This window comes from Candidatus Nanosyncoccus alces (assembly GCF_004138395.1).
Lineage (GTDB): Bacteria > Patescibacteriota > Saccharimonadia > Saccharimonadales > Saccharimonadaceae > Nanosyncoccus > Nanosyncoccus alces.
This window is the reverse complement of sequence record NZ_PRLM01000003.1, coordinates 98,717-117,809: the sequence shown is the minus strand read 5'-3', so window position 1 is coordinate 117,809 and position 19,093 is coordinate 98,717. Positions and strand designations below refer to the sequence as shown.

The window sequence follows — 19,093 nt, the reverse complement described above, 5'->3', positions numbered from 1 at the left end:
GTTTATTATGATATTGCTATCGCTCATAAACGAAACCTCTCTTTTTATAACCTTTCTCTATTGTTTAGATTGTTGTATAACCTTTATGGTTTGATTTTAGCATAAGTGGGGTGGAGAAAGCAAGAGGGAAATTACACTTTTTGGAAAAATCAAAAAAACTTGGCCAAATCTGGCCAAGTTTTCCTTTATCACTTAGAATCCCTTTTTCTTAAAACCTACTCTATGAAACAGACTCTTCCGATTTTTATATGCTACCCAGCCAAATAGGCTCGCTGCAATCATACTAGCTATCGCAACCACGCCACCAAATCTAGCAAAACTATTTTCACCCGTAAACAACCCAGTATTTGGCGCAGTAGCATCCAACACCACCTCGTCTACTCCAGCCGTATTCGGCACCACTATATCATCACCCGTAACATACACAGTCACCGTCCTATAAGCCAAGTCCTCATTGTCAAACTCCTGCACTTCGCCAAACGCTTTACCTTCCACCTTTACCTTAAAAGTTCCAGTCACCTCTACCGGCGATTTTAATTCGACTGTTTCTTGTCCCATTTCCCCCATTGGAATTATCACACTTCCCTCTTCTTTATAACTATTGCCAGTTCCAGTCGGGTCAACGTACACTACATACTCCACATCCGCACTATAAGCTGCCAAGTGGGTCGCTACGGATATCGCATCCACATACTCCGTCGCACCGTCGGTAGAAAAGGTATAAACCGACTCTGTACTCTTACCCTCTGTTCCAAGCCCTTCTGCCTGGTTGATAGAATCATAGACCTTGTCATAATTATTCTTCTTAGTCTCCTGAATCGAAGCAAAATCTACCCAACCGCTTTCAGAATCATCAAAATCATATCCAAACCACACGTATTCATCTGCATCATAATTCTCCAACATACCACGCACTTCCTCTTCCTCATCTTCACTAAATTCGCTTTCCGCATCAAATGCGGCCAAAAACAGGATATCATCAATATCTAAAAATTCTTCGTTACTGCCATCAAAGATATCGGACCTTCCCCAAGAATTCTGTAGCAAAAACGCTCCCGTCTTTGTGGAACCATCTGACGGATCAGTATAGGTATGATTATCATCCCAACCTACAATCGCCATAGCATGTCCACTCTCTTCTGAACAAACATTACTACCGAGATCTACAATAGTTTTTGTGTCTTCGTCATAACAATCTTCTGTGCCCGGAGCAATCGTCCCAACATAAACTGCTCCGTACTTATAAACATCTTCCTTAATCGTCTCAACTAAGTCCTTATCACCCATATAATGACGATATTTGGCTACGGTATAATCCGGCTCGTCCATCACCGATTCAATATTCATTGGCTCAGTATAAGAACCTCCAGCAAATCCATTGTCAAAATCAAAGTAGCTATTCTCTATCTCATTCAACATGGCATTCTGAACTAAATTGGTCTGATATGCGTACCAGCTCGAATAATCCTCCAGCTCAGGGTCATTTGTCTGCATCTTTGCAAAGAAATTCTTCTCCAAAATCGGCGTAGATTTTCCACCCGCCGCGAAACTAGCAATCGCAAAATTACCACCCTCGCCAAGCGAACGCGAAACGCCAAAGTTATCATGCAAAAAACTATAGTATGGTGAACCCTCTGCCATCAAGTAGTCTAACTGTTTCGGCGAAATTTCCGTCGTAATACCTTGAGTCTTCTTCAAGTTTGATTCAATTGCTGTCGTTGTAGCAAAAGCCCAACAATCGCCATCAAACCCCTGATTCTTTAACGTGGTGCCATACCCATCTTCAACTAAATTATAACTCGCTGGCAAGGCTGCATCGCTTCCTTTACCACCATAGTCCCCAATATATTTATACTTATTTGGGATCAATTTCCAGTTCGCACCTCTCCCAACCGACACATCTTGCAGGTATTGCTGATACACCGGATTTACCACCATAGCGTCACTATGACTCATAGCTGAAACACTATTGCCAAACATTAATCCGCCAATCCCCAACACACCAGCTATCATAGCTATTTTTGTCAACCCAGAAACTCTTAACTGCTCCGGAGCACCCTGAGAAGCATTCACTTCAATTTTCATTTTGATTTTTCCTTTTTTATTTATGTATAACCTTTATAAGGCAATTATACCCCCCCCCCAGGAATGTCAAGACTTTTTTATTGTTTTATTTTCAAAATCTCAGCCTTAGAGTCAATCATGCTCTGGAGCTCACGACCTTCCATCGCATTCGCATTATAGTCATCTATTTTTTCATTATACGCATCCACTAACTCATTGATTTCATCATTCAAAGCATTCAACTCATCCTGCCTCTCTACTAGAGCTGCCCTCCGTACATTAAAATCATTCTCATTTTGAAAACACCCCGCCACTTCCGCACAACTATTAAAACTCACAATATCCGCTTCTAGCTGGCTTAATTGTCGTTCGTATTCTGCTATCTTCGTCTCAATTTCGCCCTTCATTAATTCTATCTCTTCCTCTAGCGTTTCCATTTCAGTCTTTATTCTTTGAAACACCACGATATAACTCTCATAAAAATCTACAATCTTATCCTGATCCTTAAATATTTCCGCAAAGTGTTTTTCTAACGTCTCAGGCAAGTCCTTTACTTCCGTCCCCGCTCGCACATATAGTTCTTCCTGCTTCTCCGAAATATCGTAAGAATCAATTTCTTCTCCCAACATTTCTTGATTTGCTTCAAATACTCTAGTCAAAGACTCCGTGAGCTCTCTTTGTTCACTCTCACTCATTCTTGCCCAATTTGCATGCAGCAATTCATGCGCTGTCGTCAGCTCCCGAATCCCCGCTATTTTCGCATCCTTCACATCGTATATATAAATATTCCCCGCCGTATAACACCCCAGCACCGCCACTTCCGACTCGTCCTGCCGGCAATTCAAATTAAAATCCGCCGCTGTGTTTAACACTGGCTGTGCCGCGTTAAACAAAAACTCTCCTCTGTTAGTTAGCCCTAGCTCATCTCGTATTGTCACCATCTCGCTGGAAGGCTGATAGCTAACCCCACGATACCAGTCATAAATCCAATCCCGCTTTAGTACTACCGTAGCAGCTACCACTACCAACACCACCAAAAACACCCCTCCAAATATATGTCTCTTCCGCGTCTTCATCTGAGGCAATTCTGTCATTATTATCATTATACTCTATATCTTTTCCTCTTGCAAATTATCCAAAATATACTATAATTGCTCCATGCATTATCGGTGCATATTTTTATGCAAAAAATGCAAAAATGTACCTTAAAAAGGAGTGTGATGAAAAATGGTACAAGCTTTAGTACTAGGTGCCATCGGTTGCGCTTTATTGCTAATGGTTTTCAACTACATTAGTCTGAAGAGCCTTAACGAAGGCACTACCGAGATGGCAGAAATCGCGAAAATCATTCGCGACGGCGCCAAAACTTTCATGGTCGCTGAATACAGAACCATCATCGTCGTCGTGGCAATAGTAGCTATCATGTTCTCTCTCTTTATTGAGAAAACTTCTGGGCTCACTTTTATCCTCGGCGCAACTATGAGCAGTGCAACTTGCATTATTGGCATGCGTAGTGCCACCTACGCCAATGTTCATACTGCCAACAAAGCTTACGAGACCAAATCCATCGGCGAAACGGTCAAAATCGCTTTAATGGGTGGTAGCGTCAGCGGCCTCTCTGTGCAAGCCTTTGGCCTACTCGGGTTACTGTTAATCATTATGATTACCGGTGGCATCGACCTCAACGGCACCGGATCGGGTTTCATCCCCGTTCTCAAGTGCAACCCCACTATCATGTGGTTAACCACTTACTCACTGGGTTGTTCGCTCGTAGCCATGTTTAATCGTGTAGCCGGTGGTAATTACACCAAAGCAGCTGACATCTCGGCAGATATCGTAGCCAAAGTTCGCAACGATATGCCCGAAGACGACAGCCGTATGCCAAATACGATTGCCGATTTTATTGGCGACAACGTCAACGATGTTGCCGGTAATTGCTCTGATCTTTTAGAGAGCTTTGTCGCGACTATCGTTGTCAGTCTCTTGATCGCTGCATCTATCGCAGAAAGCAATACGGCAGTATTCCAAGCCACTATAACTTATCCGTTAATATTGGCCGGCGGGGGTTTGCTTGGTTGTGTAATAGGATTATTCTTTACCTTAAAGCACAAATCTGGCAAAGATCCTAGCCACGAACTCAATATCGCCACTTACATTTCGGCAGCGTCTGTCATTCTCATTGGCGGTATAGCAGCCTTTTTCACTTTCGGTCAGATAAAACTGTATAACAGTTTTATCCTAGGCTGGGCTTCGCCGTGGATAGCATCAATACTTGGTATCGCTAGTGGTGTAGCTATCGGTAAAATTACTGAATATTACACCTCTACCAAATACCGCTCGGTCCAAGGCCTCGCCGAAATTGCAAAGGAAGGCTCCGCCTTCGTAATTACCAAAGGTGATGCTATTGGTTCCAGATCTTGCCTCTTACCAATCTTGGTAATAGGGCTATCCTTATTAGGATCCGGCATGCTTTGCGGCGTATACGGCGTAGCTATTTCGGCTCTTGGCATGCTATCTTTCGTAGCAACTACCGTGTCCATCGATGCTTTCGGCCCAATCGCCGATAACGCCGGCGGTATTGCCGAATCATGTCATCTGGAACCTGAAGTTCGCGACATTACTGACCAGCTCGATGCCGTCGGTAATACCACCGCAGCTATTGGCAAAGGCTTTGCCATCGGTTCTGCAGCTTTCGCTACGGTATCGTTGATTTTTGCCTATGTGGGCAGTTATTCTGTCACAACTACGCCAATCCTCAACATTGCCAACTTCGTCGTAATTGCCGGTGGTCTTGTGGGAGGCGCACTTATCGAGTACTTCTCTGCTCTATTGACCGACAATACTATCGAATCGGCACATTTAATGGCTGACGAAGGCTCCAGACAGCTAAAAATTCCCGGCATCATCGAAGGCACCAAAAGACCCGATTACGAAAAATGCATTCACATGGCCACCAAACAGGCTTTGCACAAAATGTTAATCCCGTCGCTATTGGCACTACTCATACCGGTAATCGGTGGTTTATTCTTCGGCGTAGAATTCGTCGGTGGTTTGCTTATCGGCGCTACAATCGTTGCTATTCCCCGAGCTATTTTCATGGGGAATTCCGGCGGTGCCTTTGACAACGCCAAAAAGCACATCGAATCTGGCGGCCTCAAAGAGTGCGGCAAAGGCTCTGGTCCTCACAAAGCCTCTGTCGTTGGTGACACCGTCGGTGACACCAGAAAAGATGTCGTCGGCGTGGCCCTCGACATCTTCATCAAAACCATGTCAACAGTAGCCAATACCCTTGCGCCACTGTTTGCATCATTCCACATCTTCTGATCACTTCAGCACATTAATAAACCCCGGCCCATACCGGGGTTTATTTTTATGTCCGCCACTCCAGTTCGATAAATCATATCACGCCCATCTCCATGTTATAATCAAGTCACATGAATCTTTCAAAACATAAAAAACCTTTAATCGTCTTCGTATCCATTGTTTTACTACTTACCACCATCTTTATTATCGTTAGAATCTCCACTACATCAAATTCCAACAACAAATATTATGCCGACACGTTATTTGACGGATCTTACGTCCATAAAATCAACATCGAAATCCCCGAATCTAGTTGGCAAGATTTACTCACCAACCCCACCGAAAAAACCAAATACCAAGCCAACGTTACCATTGACGACTATCAAATCAATAACGTCTCTTTCGCTACCAAGGGTACCACCTCGCTCACCGAAGTCGCTACTTCCAATTCTGACCGTTACAGTTTCAAAATCAATTTTGGCAAATACGTCAAGGATCAAACTTACTATGGTTTAGACAAGCTCAACCTCAATAACTCCATGTCCGACACTACTTATATGAAGGACTATTTGTCATATTTCATCATGCGCGACATGGGAGTCGAAACTCCTCTTGCCAGTTACGCCGAACTCTCCATCAATGGAGAACCATACGGATTATATGTTGCCGTAGAAGAAGTCGAAGATTCTTTTCTCGCCCGCAATGGCAACGCAGCAGATAGCGTTCTCTACAAACCCGAAAAGCCCGCAAGGCAAGAACCAGCACCCCCAATCAACCCAACGGCCGAAGTATCTCAGCAGAATCCACCACACTCAAACAAACCCACTCCGCCAGAAGAATCTACCACTAACGCCGGTGCTGACTTAGTCTACATCGATAACGATCCAGCCAGTTATAGCGATATCTTCGATCACGTCGTCAACCAAGCTACCCGAAAAGATGAAACAGAACTCATTCAAACTATCAAAGCCTTATCCGATAACAGCAACATCGAAACTTACTGGGACATAGACGCCGTTATCAACTATTTTGCTGTTCACAATTTCCTGCTCAATTTTGATAGCTACACCGGAAGCTCTATGCATAATTACTACCTATTGCAAGAGAATGGTTTCACCACCATCCTACCCTGGGACTACAATCTTGCCTTTGGGACTCTCATCAATAATACTAGCAACAAAGACGTGACCTACTTAACCAGACTGATCAATTGGGGCATAGATTCTCCCCTATCCGATGTCGCAGAAAATCAACGTCCACTCTGGCAAATCATCGCCCAAAACCCCGAATATTTACAAAAATACCACAATAAATTAGCCGAGCTAATCTCCAAATCAGATTCTTACACCACCGAAATCATCCGCATCTATTCGCTCATTCGTGATTACGTCGCAAATGACCCTACCGCTTTCTTTAATGTACAGCAATTCGACCTCGGCACTCAAACTCTCAAAAATTTCATCGATCTCCGTTCTCAAAGTATCACCAAGCAACTCTCTGGCGACATTCCCACCACCAACACTTTACAAGACAATGACCCATCTAGCCTAATAGACGGCACCATCGTCAACATAGAAAACATGGGCACCCAAGGTGGAGATGGCCACACTTGTCATATACATGTTACAGCAAAAACATACTAGATTTTTACGACAAAGTATGCTATAATTAAAGAGTATTACGATGAGGGTAATGCGAACGGAGAAATACCTAAGCAAATCCCTCTTTTTTGAGGCAATGTCGATACCGATATAGTCTTCTCGGTTATGAAGAAATTATACAAACATGAAGATTTTGAAAAGATTATTCTAGTTTCCGGTGACGGCGATTATTACAAAATGGCGAAATTCCTAGTCGAAGAGGATAAATTATGCAAAATATTAATGCCAGTCAAAGGTCGCGCTTCCTCACTTTACCGTCAAATCCCTGCAAGATACCGAGATTATCTCGATAAGCCAGAAATTAAGAAGAAGATCGAACTAAAATAACGGAAAGGAAAAGGTTGGTTATGAATCTAAAGATAGGAATCTTGAATTTCTAAACCAACCTGATTTTTATATCTCGTTCTCCCTTAAAATCAAATTACCAAAACCAAAATGGAAAAACATAACGATTTTTATTCCAGAATCAAATAATTTATAATAATATAATGCAAAACAAACGAAAAACTGGAATTTTTATTGCACCAGGTCGCAAACCTTGGCCTCACGAGCTGCGAGTGGCAGAAATTCTTTCTCTAGCTGGCCATTACGTTGAATTCTTAGAGGAAGGCAACTTGCATACTGCGGATATAAAATTAGATGGTATAGAATACGAAATAAAATCTCCCAAATCAGCCAATGCGAACTCACTGGAACACTTGCTTAAAAAGGCTTTAAGGCAATCGCCAAATATTATTATAGACACATCTCGAATGAAAAACTCGCGCGACGATAATATTAGAAAATTCTTGGTTTCACAAATAAAATCAAGAAAACAAATCAAAAAACTTATTATGATAACAAAACGCGGTCAAATTATTGATATTTTTGCACTAATTTGATATAATATAAACATCGAAGCACTCGCACGGCGCCGAAGGTACCTACCGCGAGAGCTTCTTTTTTATGTTATAATAACATCGAAAGTCCGTCAGGCAACGCTGGATTGCGTAGGTTCGGGACTTTCTTTTTGTGATATAACATAAGTGTCGAAGTTCTTGCAGGGCGCAGTATGTGCCGAGCGCAGGAACTTCTTTTTATAGTAGAATAAATTTTCACAAAAACCCTTCTCTTTCAAAATTGAAATGGTCTTTATTAAATCTTTTGGGATGAAAATTTTTACTTTTTTATTCATCTTATACAATTGTTTGTAATATTTTTCCGGCAATTCAATAGTAAAAATCATTATTTCGGTTTTTTCTAACATATCTACAAAATCAAGATAATGAAAGGTGGCATCGGATTTAATTTTTTCGTCAAAAAAGCAAATTTCTTTTTGCCCTATTATAGGTAAAATATCATTGGCTATATTTTTACCAATTAAACCAAAGCCAATTATATCAGTAGGTCGACCAAAAGGCTCCTTAAACTCTCTCAAAACAGCCTTTGCAATATCCATACCTTACATTATACACCAAAATATGTTATAATTATACCAATAATAACAGATACACAGGTTGGTTATGAATTTAAAGATAGGAATCGTCGGTCTACCAAACGTCGGTAAATCCACATTATTCAACGCGCTCACCAACGCTGGTGCTTTGGCTGCTAACTACCCTTTTGCTACCATCGAGCCTAATATCGGCATCGTTCCAGTCCCCGACGAACGTCTTAATACTCTTGCCAAAATGTACGAAACCAACAAGGTCATCCCCGCCACCGTAGAGTTTGTCGATATCGCTGGATTAGTAGCCGGAGCAAGTAAAGGCGAAGGCCTCGGCAATAAATTCCTCGCTCATATTCGAGAATGTCAAGCCATTTGCCACGTCGTTCGTGCCTTCAAAAACAACGACATCGTAAGAGCCGACAATAAACCCGAAGATGACATCATAAAACAAGCCAAAGATGATATCGATATCATCAATCTAGAACTCCAGCTCGCCGACGAAGAAACCAAAGCCAAAATCACCGCCAAGCGCAAAAAAGATCCTACCGACGAGAATATTCCATATCTCACCGACAAGCCCGTAATCTATATGTTTAACGTAGATGAAAACGGCCTCACCGACGAAAATTTACAAGCCCAATTAAAAAATCTCGTCGCGCCAAACGAAGCTATTTTTGTGAACGCCAAACTAGAAGAGGAAATGTCTGGCATGGATCGCACCGAACGCCAAGAATTCTTACAAAGCTACGGTGTAAAAAACGATGCCCTGGGTGAACTTATCCAGGCCGCCTACAAAACTCTGGGGCTGCAATCCTTCCTTACTGCCGGCAAAAAAGAGTGCCGAGCCTGGACCATCAAACAAGGTGCTACCGCGCCTGAAGCCGCCGGCACCATCCATACCGACTTCCAAAGAGGTTTCATCGCCGCATCTATTTGTAACTTCAATGACCTCAAAGAGCTCGGCTCCGAACAAGCCGTCAAAGCCGCCGGCAAACTCCGACTAGAGGGCAAAACCTACGTCATGCAAGACGGCGACGTTGTCGAATTCAAATTCAATATCTAAGCTCCAAATAGCTCCAAAAAAAAGGCCGCAGCAAATGCGGCCTTTTCCCATATTATCAATCCTATAACCCACTCACACTCGAAATTGAATCCACTTCAGCTTCCGTGTTCGTTGCATTTACATCGGACAAACTTACCGTCACATTCCCGCCATTGCTGCCACTTTTACCCCACTCACTCGTACCTAATGCCGAGACAAACTTTTCAGACACATCAAACGAAATTGTCGTACCCGTCAAATCAATCGTCGCGTCTGTATTCGTAATGAAGAAAAACGGTGTCGCATCATATACACCAGAAGAAGATAATACCATCAAAGTACAATCCGTCGCCGTAAACGACCCCGTTCCCATCGACGCATCACCACTCATACTCTGATATATCATCACTCCAGCATTATCTACGCCATTCCTATTACCGTTGCCATTCGCCGAAAACTCACAACCCTGTAAATTAATCGAATTCTTTCCCTCCACTACCGCAATTTGCGCTCCTGTTGCTGTGCCAGTAGAATTTGTCACCGTAATTTTGCCCGTAGAATAAATCAATGGCGACCCAGCTCCGGCCGTAGACAAAGTCATATTATCTGCCACCACCGTACCGGCTCCACGATCAGTCGCCAAAGCCGCACACGACCCGCCCTGAGTAGAAATGTTAACATCATCCGCATTAATCACACCGTCGTACGTTGCATGTAATCCCCGTGAATTATCCTTCGTAGTAGCAATCGTAGAATTTTTAATCACCGCCGTTGCACCATCCGTTGCTACTACTGCATTTGCACCAGACACACTTGTATTAATTTTTGCACCATCTATCTCTACCGAAGAATCCTCGCCCACCACCACAATCGCCGAATTCATCCCGTAAAAACTATAATCATCACCCCGCCCGGCAAAATCTTCACTACCAGTTTTGTCAATCGTCACATCACCATCAATTTTTAAACTTCCGCCGTTGATCACTAAGAACACCACTTCGTCATCACCCACCGACTCATATATACCCGAGCTAATCGTTGCCTCTATTCCATCCACAATATAGGCCGCGCTATAGGTAATAGACTTACCGCCAATCGTAGTCGTCACACTACCACTAGCAAGTTCCGTATTTTCGCCTACGACTACCGTTTCCGTAACGCTAGTTGAGCCAGCACCTCCATCTTGCACTCCATCATTCTTCATATTCATCACAATCACTGCCACAATCACCCCTATTACTACCGCTACCACTACTCCAATCCCTACATACATCCCCCAATTCGATCTTCCCCCTAGCTTATACGTAGCTTTTATTTTCTCATCTTTTGGTAAATCTTTTTCTGCTTCCATACTCATATTATATATGAAAAAGCTTAACCTTACCTAAAAAATCTCAAACCAATCTCGCACCGCAAAATCTTTCCCCGTTACGTCTGCCACCGCCAAAACAGGATCCAACTCGCTAAATTCCCTCTTATATTTTAAAAACGACTCCGCCGCATATCGCATTCGACGCTGCTTGTCACCATTCACCGCCGCCAAACCACCACCATAATCATCATTTTTCCGATATTTTACTTCCGTAAAATAAATTTTGCCTCCACATATCGACACGATATCAATCTCATAAAAATATGTTTTATAATTTCGCGCTACAATTTTATGCCCCTGCTGCATTAAATACTCCATCGCAGCATCTTCTCCGAGTGCGCCAATCTTAGTCGTATTTTTATGGGCACTTTTCTCTTTTGAAAACCCAGTTAAACTTTTGCACGGCTCAAAGCTTCGCCGATGTTCTGGGCAAATCCCATATTTATCAATCGCTGCACGATGCAAAGCCGTTCCGTACCCCATATGTTTTTCAAACCCATATTCTGGATATTTTTCCGCCAGTTCGCACATGTACTTATCTCGCGCAACCTTCGCCACAATCGACGCTGCCGACACTTCTCTTATCAAATTATCTGCCTTTATCACCGTAGACACATATTTTGCTAATGGCGTGTCAACTAAAAAATTAACTTTTCCATCGATTACTATCTGTGAAAATCTCGTATGAAGGCTCTGAACAGCCTTCACAGCTTTCCGTGTCGCGAGCCTCAACGCTTCCGATATCCCCGCTTCATCTAGCTCCACATTAGACACCCAACCAAGCCCTACAACCGCCTCCGCCCAAATCATTTTACTCAATTCCTCTCGTTTCTTCGCCGATAACTTTTTCGAATCTGCCAATTCTCCATACCACCCTTTCTCCTCCTCCGGCAAAACCACCGCCCCCACAACAAGCGGCCCCGCTAGGGGGCCGCGTCCAACTTCATCTATCCCAAGAATTGCCATTAAGCCTTAGCTTCTTCAGTCTTGGCTTCTTCAGTCTTGGCTTCTTCTTTTGTTGTTTCAGTCTCTTTTGCTTCCTCAGCAGGAGTCTCTACTACTTCAACTTCCGCTTCCTCTACTAGTTCTTCCGGCACCGTCACGTCATTAACTTCGGCACGATCAAAATCCTTGCCACGCAATCTTGCTGACTTGCCAGAACGCTGACGCAAATAACTCAAATTATTACGACGCACCTTTGAGCGCTTTGTAATCTCAATTTTCTCTACCAATGGAGAATGAATCAGATAAGATTTTTCCACACCCACACCAGAGGTCACCTTGCGCACTACAATCCGTGCCGTGTGAGACTCCTTGCGATCCACCCGAATCACTACACCTTCAAACATCTGCAAGCGGAACTTACTACCTTCCTTAATTTTTTGGGTTACTTTTACGGTATCACCAGACCGGACATCTACGACGGCTTTCTTTTTTTGCGCGTCACCAATTTGCTTTAGGATAGAAAAACTCATATTTTACCTTTTATATTAGACAATTACCTGTTATTTTACCATACTTGTTTTAATTTTTCAAGGCCAATTTCACCCGTTCCCCAACTGGCAAAGAAGGATCCACTTTTTCTAGTGCCGCCGTAGCCTCTTTTAGAGGAAAACCAAGCGCAATCAAGGCGTCCAACGCCTCATCATTCACTGTCGTCGCCACTACAGACTTCACCTCAGTCGCCCCATAATGCGAAGGAATCCCCACCTTATCGCGCAAATCCACTATTACCCGCTCCGCTGATTTCTTCCCCACTCCCGAGGCCTTGGATATGAACGCTGCATCTGCATTCGCTATCGCATTGCGCACTTCCTCCGCCTCTGCAAGAGACAATATCGCAATCGCAGCCTTTGGTCCAATTCCCTGTACACTGATCAAAAGCTCAAAAATCTTCTTCGCAGCCAAACTAGAAAACCCGTATAGCTCTTCCGCATTCTCCCTTACCACGTGATATGTAAAAAACTTCTTTTCTTCACCTAAATTCACCCCCTCAAAATCCGGCATCGGCACTGCTACTTCATAGCCCACACCATTCACATCAATCGTCAAAAAATTCCCAAATTTTTCTTCAACTTTACCCCGAAGATGCGCTATCATCACCGCCTCCTACTGTTTGAAAACTTATCTACCTCTATTATATCATCTTCTCGGTATAGCAAACTACACGTTACTGCTGCCGCCAAAGCATCTGCCGCATCATCCGGCTTCGGTTTTTCCTTAAGTCCCAAATGTACACGAGCCATCTCTTCCATTTGTGTTTTTGTAGCCGAACCATACCCAGTCAAAGCTTTTTTAATCTCATTTGGTGTATATTCACGAATCTTCGCACCGTATTGTTCCGCCACTAGCAAAATCACCCCGCGCGCCTCTGCCACTGCAATCCCAGTTGTAATATTCTTCGAAAAAAACAATTTTTCCACTGCTACTACGTCCGGTTTTGTCTGTTCAAAAACCAATTTCAAAGATTCATACAGTTCTTTCAACCTTCCTGGCATCGGCGCATCTACTGTCGTAGTCACCGCCCCATAATCCAATGCCTTCGCATCCGCCCGACTAAATGTTTCAATTAGCCCAAATCCACAAATTCCAATCCCTGGATCTATCCCTAAAATTCTCATTTTACATACTTAATTAACGTTTCACGCAAGTCCTTTGCCGGAATCACAAACGGATCTTTAATAGCCCTCGGCGCTATCGCATGCTTAAAGCCCAGCTTCTTGGCTTCCGCAATCCTCTGGCTTGCCCGAAATGCCGACCGCACTTCACCTCCCAGTCCCACCTCACCAAACACCACATATTCTTCACTTAGCTTCCGTCCCGCCACTGCCGATGCTATCGCCATACACACCGCGAGATCCGCCGCCGAATCCTGAAGCTTCATTCCACCTACCACATTTATAAAAATATCTTTGTCGCTTAGCCTTAACTTGGTCCGCCGCTCCATTACCGCAATCAACAAATTTAATCTATTAATGTCAAACCCACTCGCAGTCCGTTTGGGATAACCATAGTTAGACTGCGTCGCTAACGCCTGAATTTCCACTAGTATTGGCCGATTTCCCTCCATTGTGGCCAAAATTATTGAGCCATCCGTATTTGTCCTCTCTGCCAGTAACGCCGCTGATGGATTTTGTACTTCCTTTAAGCCAGACTCCACCATCTCGAATATCGCCACCTCGTTAGTTGACCCAAACCGATTCTTCACCGCCCGCACCGTCTTAAATCCACCATATCTATCACCTTCAAAATTCAGTACCACATCCACCAAATGCTCCAACACCTTTGGTCCAGCCAAAGTCCCCTCTTTCGTCACATGTCCTACTATTATCACTGCTGTATCCGTCGCCTTTGCCGCCCGAATTATCAAATTTCCACAATTCGTCACCTGCGAAACCGTACCAGGTGCTGATGATATTTCATCCATCGCTAATGTCTGAATGGAGTCCACTATCACTAGATCGAACTCACCAGTCTCTATGGTCTTTGCAATATCATTACCCGACGTAGATGCTGCAAAATTCAGCTTATCAGACTTAGCCCCCAGCCTCTCGGCTCTCAACTTCACTTGCCCCGCACTCTCTTCGCCAGATATGTATAATACGCTGTGTTTTTTTGCTACTTCTGCACATATCTGCATTAATATCGTAGATTTTCCAATACCTGGCTGTCCAGCCAATAACGACACACTTCCCATTAATATCCCCCCACCTAGTACCGCATTCAAATCATCAAATTCAGTCAAAAGCCTCGCCTTCGCGTCAGACGGCGTCACCGTATTTAGCTTCACGAAGTCTAGCTTCTTGCCAGATACCCGCCCTTTTTCAATCGCAGATTTTTTGCCAAGTTCCACTTCTACTACTTGCTCTACTAACGAATTCCAACCGTTACAATTGGTACACTGGCCTACCCATTTAGCATAACTTGCCCCACACTGCTGACAAACAAACTGACTTTTACTCTTCATTAAGTCAATTATAGCACGCTCTAATACCGTGGCGCCAACTCACGCACATACGTTTCGGTGAGCTTACCCGAAGTCGTCGCATCAGCCTGCTTATTCGCCCACAAGAAGAGGGAAGTATCATAATTAATGATTTCTGCCGGCTCAATCGAATTTGCCCCCGTCGCCGCACCATAAGTCCTGTTCAAATTCAAAGTATCAGAAATAGTGGAGCCATTAATTATCAAAGGTACAGAGTTATCCAGCCTATTGTAATTGCCTTCAGGAGTCTCGCAAGTGTCAATGTTTTTTTCCGCAATTAACACTGCATCAACCCGCGTCACACTACAATCTATCTTAATACTATTCCCATAAATAATAATCTTCGGGATACTCTCTAATTCAGAATAACTTCCATCCCAATAAGTAATATTCCCTTTAATCGTTATGTCTCCGCTAGCGGCTATCACTTTTGTGGTTTTGGTCTTCTGCTCCGTGCCTTCGCCCACCGTCACTCCACTAAAGCCTTCCATTGCCTCAATTTCACGATTACCAACAACCGAGTCTAAATCGTAAGTATCGCCACTACCCCCTGTAAACCTAGAAATCAACGAAGCCTTACTAGAATCACTACTAGTCCCACCTAAACCACCAACACTACCTTCACCGTTACAACCACTGTTAGCAAAACTGAGAGTACTCCTCAAACAATAGTTCGTTGAAGCACCCTCGGCACTACCACCCGGACTCGCACTAAAGCCTAGCCCATCATACCCAGTACCAGCGCCACTAGCAAGACCAGTCACTGCACCGCCAGCCACCAAACCTAACTCTGCCCACGAGCCGAATACACGATGTTCATTGCTACCAGAAATCGCATATGAATAACCCCAAGGACCAGCTAAATTATTTTTTCTACTCGCCGGAACTTCAACTTTTCCAGCTGAATATATACTACCACCCCACACCTGGAAACTCGGTCTCTTAGCAATAGCAAAGCACTTAGACGCCGAAATATGCCATGTCCCACTACCATTCGGGTCTAAATTCGTATCGCTACCACTACTAGAAGGATAAACCGCCACCGCCGCACAAATTTTCGAGCCAGCACTCACGTCTGGAATATTAAACTGCGAATTCGAAGTCGGCTTGTTGTTGTCATCGACATTAAAAGTCTCATCATCTTTAGTAGTAGCATAACCACAATTCACATTATCATTGCTCTTACCATAATAATTGCACAAATCACTACCAGAGTTACCGTAATTCTCTTGTTCCTCCTTCTTGTCCCCAAAGTAGATTATTGTACGAACCTTCGCGCCACTCATACTGGTTGCATAAGCCTGATCTTGAGAACCATCAGTAGTTTCACTATTGGTCTTCTCTAATACCGAAATCTTAAAATCTACAGAACCATCCTCCCCAGCATAGAAGATTTTACTCTCGTCAGTCTTTATTTCCACGCCAGTCCTAAAATTGTACGGTACCTTTGCCGCAGCTATTTTAGAAACGGACTCAGTAATTACATCGCCCCAATTCTTATTACTGTTATTGCTAAAAGTTACTTGCCGTGCTGTAACCTGGTCGCTCTGCAGAGGATTGGTCGAACTCAATGCATTTCCATCCTCTTTTGCAGTATTTGCAGTATTTGTCGCAGCTGTTTCTTCCAGAGAATCCCCTACATTCCAGTTTTCCACAACATAATCCTCTAACTGCTCAACCCTCTTGCTACTCTCACCCAGGTCATATATCTTCGCATAGTTATATTTGGAATAGCTAGAAAAGTTGCTCTTTAACCCAAAAGCATTATTCCAGCACTTTATTACATCACCATTGTTAACATTACATCCATTCTTGGCATTAAATAACGCACCCATCAAGCTGCCACTATTATCATATACACTCCCGCCATCTATACTCATTTTCTCCGGTTTTAGAAAATAAGTATACTGCAAAACCGGATTATAAGTAGCCCGCCACGAAATATGATCTCCCGGCTTAGCATAAACAACTCTCTGGTAACTACCATATTTCTCTACATCGGCGTTTCTTACTTTTATGTTAATGAACGAAGTATCACCAGACAAATTATCAGGATCTTCCGGAGTATCTGGGTCCGGATCACCTGGCTGTGCATTACCAAGCGCCGATACACAAACTCGCGTATATACATCATTGACAGTCTGCGTTGTGTCATTACTCGGCTTAAACGTCAATTTCTCACAAACCACCATACCAGGATACAACGTAATCTCTCCATCCGTTTTTACCACTTCTTCTGCTGCACTAAAAGTCCCTCTACCTAAAGCCGCATCACCCTCTGCATTGCCCACAGCCCTATCAGAACTAGAAGAAGTTAAATTCGACGTCCGTTCAACCACCCAATTTGTAGATCCAATACCAGCAGTTCGCTTCAAGGAATGTTCAAACGAAACCTTACATCCATCTACCGGTGAACAGTTATTTATAGTTACTAGCTGGTCACCCTCAGAGCTCGTTGTGTTCCTATAGCCATCTGCCTTAACTGCAGCCCCAGAAACGCTAGTTCTACCTTCAAAAGTAGAAACCTTCGCCGACATACAAGCTTTTGCGGTCCTTGTAGTAGTGTTAGACAAACTCCCATATGGTCTAAACGTAATGTAATAACAGGCGCTGCCACCAGGATACAAAGTCTTGGTAATTTCTTTAATTTTTGTTCCGCTAGTACTTGGAGCATAAGGAGAACTATGCAACAAACTAGATGCATTAGAAGAGAAGTTAGTCTTACCAGAACCAGCTATCGTCTTCAAATACAAATCATACGTTGCCTTACACCCACTATTTACACACTCCATGTCAGCGTTTCGTGTACTATCAGAATCCACATATCCAGTACTAGCCTTTGCATTTCCACTGATAGAGTCACCTTCAAAAACTCTAGCCTGACCCTTAAAATGATTTCTAGTATAGTATGCATAAACATTAGTATCAGCAGTAAGATTATTCCTCGCGCAATCACGCGTTGTTGCATCATCACAACTACTTCCCCACTTATACCACGAATAGCCGGTAGGGTTAAATTTACTAGTATCTACCTTTGCATTGCCACCATACTTAACCTTGTCACTCTTAGTCCAACTATCACCACGGTTAGTTGTAGTAGAACCCTCATCCGTCAAGTATGTCCTCGTATCATTGGTAGCATTAAATGTACCCCTCACCGCCGCATAAGCAGTCAAAGTCCTGTTACTCGGTTTCCTTATTTGGCCACAAGCAGGTTGATAACTATTACTACCCGGATACAAAACTATGTTGTAATAATCATATCCATTATAAGAGCCTGCGCCCGTCTCACTAATCCAGCCCGGCGTACCAGTCCACTCAAGCTGCGAATGTGTACCACAACACTGGAAATCATCACTTATTTCGCATCCACTACCACAATCTATCGTCACATAAAAATCCGTTATCAAATCATTACCATACCAATAAGTATCATAATCATAAACATATGCCGACGAAACCTCGCCAGCAAAAACATCCGAACTGCCAAACGCGCCACAACAAATAAGACAAAAACAGCCAACTATCAAAAATTGGTATAAACGCTTCATTATATTCCTCCTTGCATAAACTCAGCATCGACGTCATATTTAGCCGCATGCTCCCTTATTGCTGCTTCATTTTGTTCCGCAGACTCCTTAGTCCAGTCCGCCAACTGCCGGTATTTAACTGCTAAATCATTATTGCCCAAATCTTGTGCCAAATTGACAATCAAATTATACCAACGATTCTGCACACTCGCTGGAAATATATCAAAGTCTATTCGAATTAAAGAATCTAGTGCTTCTTGTTTAAATCCACCAGACATCAAAATATTGTACTCTGCAACCATAAATTCTTGTGCACTACTATAAGTTCCAGCGGTCATATATTCGTCCATCGCATTCGCAAAAAGCTCCTCTATAGCCAAAACATTCACAGGCGGCTCATTTAACAATTCCTGTGCCTCCGCCAGCACTACATCGTATTTTTGCTTAAAAGACTCGTAAGCTTCTATCTGCTCCGGTGTGGCCGTAGAAGCAGCGTATTCTACACCCGTAGAATCAGTCTCCACAACAACCTCTTCGCTATCACTGTTCAACATCACCGCGCCAATCCCAACCACCAATCCTACAATCGCCACTACCAATACACACAACAAAATTACCAAGCCTTTGTTCTCGAACTTCGCCTTGCCCTCTTTCATATACTACTATATTAGCACAAGCCCAATAAAATTCCAAACTTTTTTCAGCCA

The 19,093-nt window shown here is 43.3% G+C and carries 15 protein-coding genes and 1 pseudogene; 5 read left to right on the top strand and 11 right to left on the bottom strand.

Annotated elements, in window-relative coordinates; genetic code table 11:
* Positions 1 to 192 precede the first annotated feature (192 nt).
* Positions 193 to 2,085: a C1 family peptidase gene (locus tag G3RUM_RS02120; protein WP_129734926.1), complete on the bottom strand. Its 1,893-nt coding sequence runs from the start codon at positions 2,083 to 2,085 to the stop codon at positions 193 to 195.
* Positions 2,086 to 2,162: 77 nt separating this feature from the next.
* Entirely contained in the window at positions 2,163 to 3,158 is a 996-nt protein-coding gene (locus tag G3RUM_RS02115) for a hypothetical protein (protein ID WP_164998336.1), read from the bottom strand.
* Positions 3,159 to 3,291: 133 nt separating this feature from the next.
* Between G3RUM_RS02115 and G3RUM_RS02110 the strand changes: the two genes are divergently transcribed.
* The 4 genes from G3RUM_RS02110 to G3RUM_RS02095 all read left to right on the top strand — a co-directional run bounded on the left by G3RUM_RS02110 (position 3,292) and on the right by G3RUM_RS02095 (position 7,909).
* Complete coding sequence (locus tag G3RUM_RS02110; RefSeq protein WP_129734922.1) at positions 3,292 to 5,388, top strand: sodium-translocating pyrophosphatase; 2,097 nt, start codon at positions 3,292 to 3,294, stop codon at positions 5,386 to 5,388.
* 110 nt (positions 5,389 to 5,498) lie between these two features.
* Positions 5,499 to 7,010 carry a CotH kinase family protein gene (locus tag G3RUM_RS02105; RefSeq protein ID WP_129734920.1) on the top strand — a complete coding sequence of 504 codons (1,512 nt, stop codon included), beginning with the start codon at positions 5,499 to 5,501 and terminating at the stop codon, positions 7,008 to 7,010.
* A 123-nt stretch (positions 7,011 to 7,133) separates the two neighbouring features.
* Positions 7,134 to 7,355: a hypothetical protein gene (locus G3RUM_RS02100; protein WP_129734918.1), complete on the top strand. Its 222-nt coding sequence runs from the start codon at positions 7,134 to 7,136 to the stop codon at positions 7,353 to 7,355.
* A gap of 161 nt (positions 7,356 to 7,516) precedes the next feature.
* The gene (locus tag G3RUM_RS02095; RefSeq protein WP_129734916.1) at positions 7,517 to 7,909 is read left to right on the top strand and encodes a CdiA C-terminal domain-containing protein; all 393 of its coding nucleotides are present in this window, start codon (positions 7,517 to 7,519) and stop codon (positions 7,907 to 7,909) included.
* A gap of 89 nt (positions 7,910 to 7,998) precedes the next feature.
* On the opposite strand, the gene G3RUM_RS02090 is transcribed toward G3RUM_RS02095, so the two are convergent.
* A complete protein-coding gene (locus G3RUM_RS02090; RefSeq protein WP_129734914.1) occupies positions 7,999 to 8,466 on the bottom strand; it encodes a hypothetical protein in 468 nt (155 codons plus the stop codon).
* Between the two features lie 64 nt (positions 8,467 to 8,530).
* Between G3RUM_RS02090 and G3RUM_RS02085 the strand changes: the two genes are divergently transcribed.
* Positions 8,531 to 9,520 carry a redox-regulated ATPase YchF gene (locus G3RUM_RS02085; protein ID WP_129734912.1) on the top strand — a complete coding sequence of 330 codons (990 nt, stop codon included), beginning with the start codon at positions 8,531 to 8,533 and terminating at the stop codon, positions 9,518 to 9,520.
* A gap of 61 nt (positions 9,521 to 9,581) precedes the next feature.
* Here the strand turns inward: G3RUM_RS02085 and G3RUM_RS02080 are convergent, their stop codons facing one another.
* The 8 genes and pseudogenes from G3RUM_RS02080 to G3RUM_RS02045 all read right to left on the bottom strand — a co-directional run bounded on the left by G3RUM_RS02080 (position 9,582) and on the right by G3RUM_RS02045 (position 19,042).
* The gene (locus G3RUM_RS02080) at positions 9,582 to 10,850 is read right to left on the bottom strand and encodes a hypothetical protein (protein WP_129734910.1); all 1,269 of its coding nucleotides are present in this window, start codon (positions 10,848 to 10,850) and stop codon (positions 9,582 to 9,584) included.
* A gap of 33 nt (positions 10,851 to 10,883) precedes the next feature.
* Positions 10,884 to 11,837 carry a ribonuclease HII gene (gene rnhB / locus G3RUM_RS02075; RefSeq protein ID WP_129734908.1) on the bottom strand — a complete coding sequence of 318 codons (954 nt, stop codon included), beginning with the start codon at positions 11,835 to 11,837 and terminating at the stop codon, positions 10,884 to 10,886.
* Positions 11,838 to 12,001: 164 nt separating this feature from the next.
* Positions 12,002 to 12,346: pseudogene (rplS, locus tag G3RUM_RS02070) on the bottom strand (50S ribosomal protein L19); the annotation flags it as partial.
* A 49-nt stretch (positions 12,347 to 12,395) separates the two neighbouring features.
* Positions 12,396 to 12,971: a Holliday junction branch migration protein RuvA gene (ruvA, locus tag G3RUM_RS02065; protein ID WP_129734904.1), complete on the bottom strand. Its 576-nt coding sequence runs from the start codon at positions 12,969 to 12,971 to the stop codon at positions 12,396 to 12,398.
* Entirely contained in the window at positions 12,971 to 13,492 is a 522-nt protein-coding gene (gene ruvC, locus G3RUM_RS02060) for a crossover junction endodeoxyribonuclease RuvC (protein WP_129734902.1), read from the bottom strand. The genes ruvA and ruvC overlap by 1 nt, the downstream gene beginning before the upstream one ends.
* The gene (gene radA, locus G3RUM_RS02055) at positions 13,489 to 14,838 is read right to left on the bottom strand and encodes a DNA repair protein RadA (protein ID WP_206660898.1); all 1,350 of its coding nucleotides are present in this window, start codon (positions 14,836 to 14,838) and stop codon (positions 13,489 to 13,491) included. Before radA ends, ruvC begins: the two co-directional genes overlap by 4 nt.
* A gap of 20 nt (positions 14,839 to 14,858) precedes the next feature.
* Positions 14,859 to 18,407, bottom strand: coding sequence for a hypothetical protein (locus tag G3RUM_RS02050; RefSeq protein ID WP_129734898.1), 3,549 nt, complete (start codon positions 18,405 to 18,407; stop codon positions 14,859 to 14,861).
* Positions 18,407 to 19,042, bottom strand: coding sequence for a hypothetical protein (locus G3RUM_RS02045; protein WP_129734896.1), 636 nt, complete (start codon positions 19,040 to 19,042; stop codon positions 18,407 to 18,409). The genes G3RUM_RS02050 and G3RUM_RS02045 overlap by 1 nt, the downstream gene beginning before the upstream one ends.
* Between the last annotated feature and the right edge of the window lie 51 nt (positions 19,043 to 19,093).

Coding starts and splice junctions, on each gene's coding strand:
- G3RUM_RS02120 (WP_129734926.1), bottom strand. CDS start 2,085: ATGAAAATTGAAGTGAATGCTTCTCAGGGTGCTCCGGAGCAGTTAAGA.
- G3RUM_RS02050 (WP_129734898.1), bottom strand. CDS start 18,407: ATGAAGCGTTTATACCAATTTTTGATAGTTGGCTGTTTTTGTCTTATT.
- ruvC (WP_129734902.1), bottom strand. CDS start 13,492: ATGAGAATTTTAGGGATAGATCCAGGGATTGGAATTTGTGGATTTGGG.
- ruvA (WP_129734904.1), bottom strand. CDS start 12,971: ATGATAGCGCATCTTCGGGGTAAAGTTGAAGAAAAATTTGGGAATTTT.
- G3RUM_RS02045 (WP_129734896.1), bottom strand. CDS start 19,042: ATGAAAGAGGGCAAGGCGAAGTTCGAGAACAAAGGCTTGGTAATTTTG.
- rnhB (WP_129734908.1), bottom strand. CDS start 11,837: ATGGCAATTCTTGGGATAGATGAAGTTGGACGCGGCCCCCTAGCGGGG.
- G3RUM_RS02105 (WP_129734920.1), top strand. CDS start 5,499: ATGAATCTTTCAAAACATAAAAAACCTTTAATCGTCTTCGTATCCATT.
- G3RUM_RS02110 (WP_129734922.1), top strand. CDS start 3,292: ATGGTACAAGCTTTAGTACTAGGTGCCATCGGTTGCGCTTTATTGCTA.
- G3RUM_RS02090 (WP_129734914.1), bottom strand. CDS start 8,466: ATGGATATTGCAAAGGCTGTTTTGAGAGAGTTTAAGGAGCCTTTTGGT.
- G3RUM_RS02100 (WP_129734918.1), top strand. CDS start 7,134: ATGAAGAAATTATACAAACATGAAGATTTTGAAAAGATTATTCTAGTT.
- G3RUM_RS02095 (WP_129734916.1), top strand. CDS start 7,517: ATGCAAAACAAACGAAAAACTGGAATTTTTATTGCACCAGGTCGCAAA.
- G3RUM_RS02085 (WP_129734912.1), top strand. CDS start 8,531: ATGAATTTAAAGATAGGAATCGTCGGTCTACCAAACGTCGGTAAATCC.
- G3RUM_RS02080 (WP_129734910.1), bottom strand. CDS start 10,850: ATGGAAGCAGAAAAAGATTTACCAAAAGATGAGAAAATAAAAGCTACG.
- G3RUM_RS02115 (WP_164998336.1), bottom strand. CDS start 3,158: ATGACAGAATTGCCTCAGATGAAGACGCGGAAGAGACATATATTTGGA.
- radA (WP_206660898.1), bottom strand. CDS start 14,838: ATGAAGAGTAAAAGTCAGTTTGTTTGTCAGCAGTGTGGGGCAAGTTAT.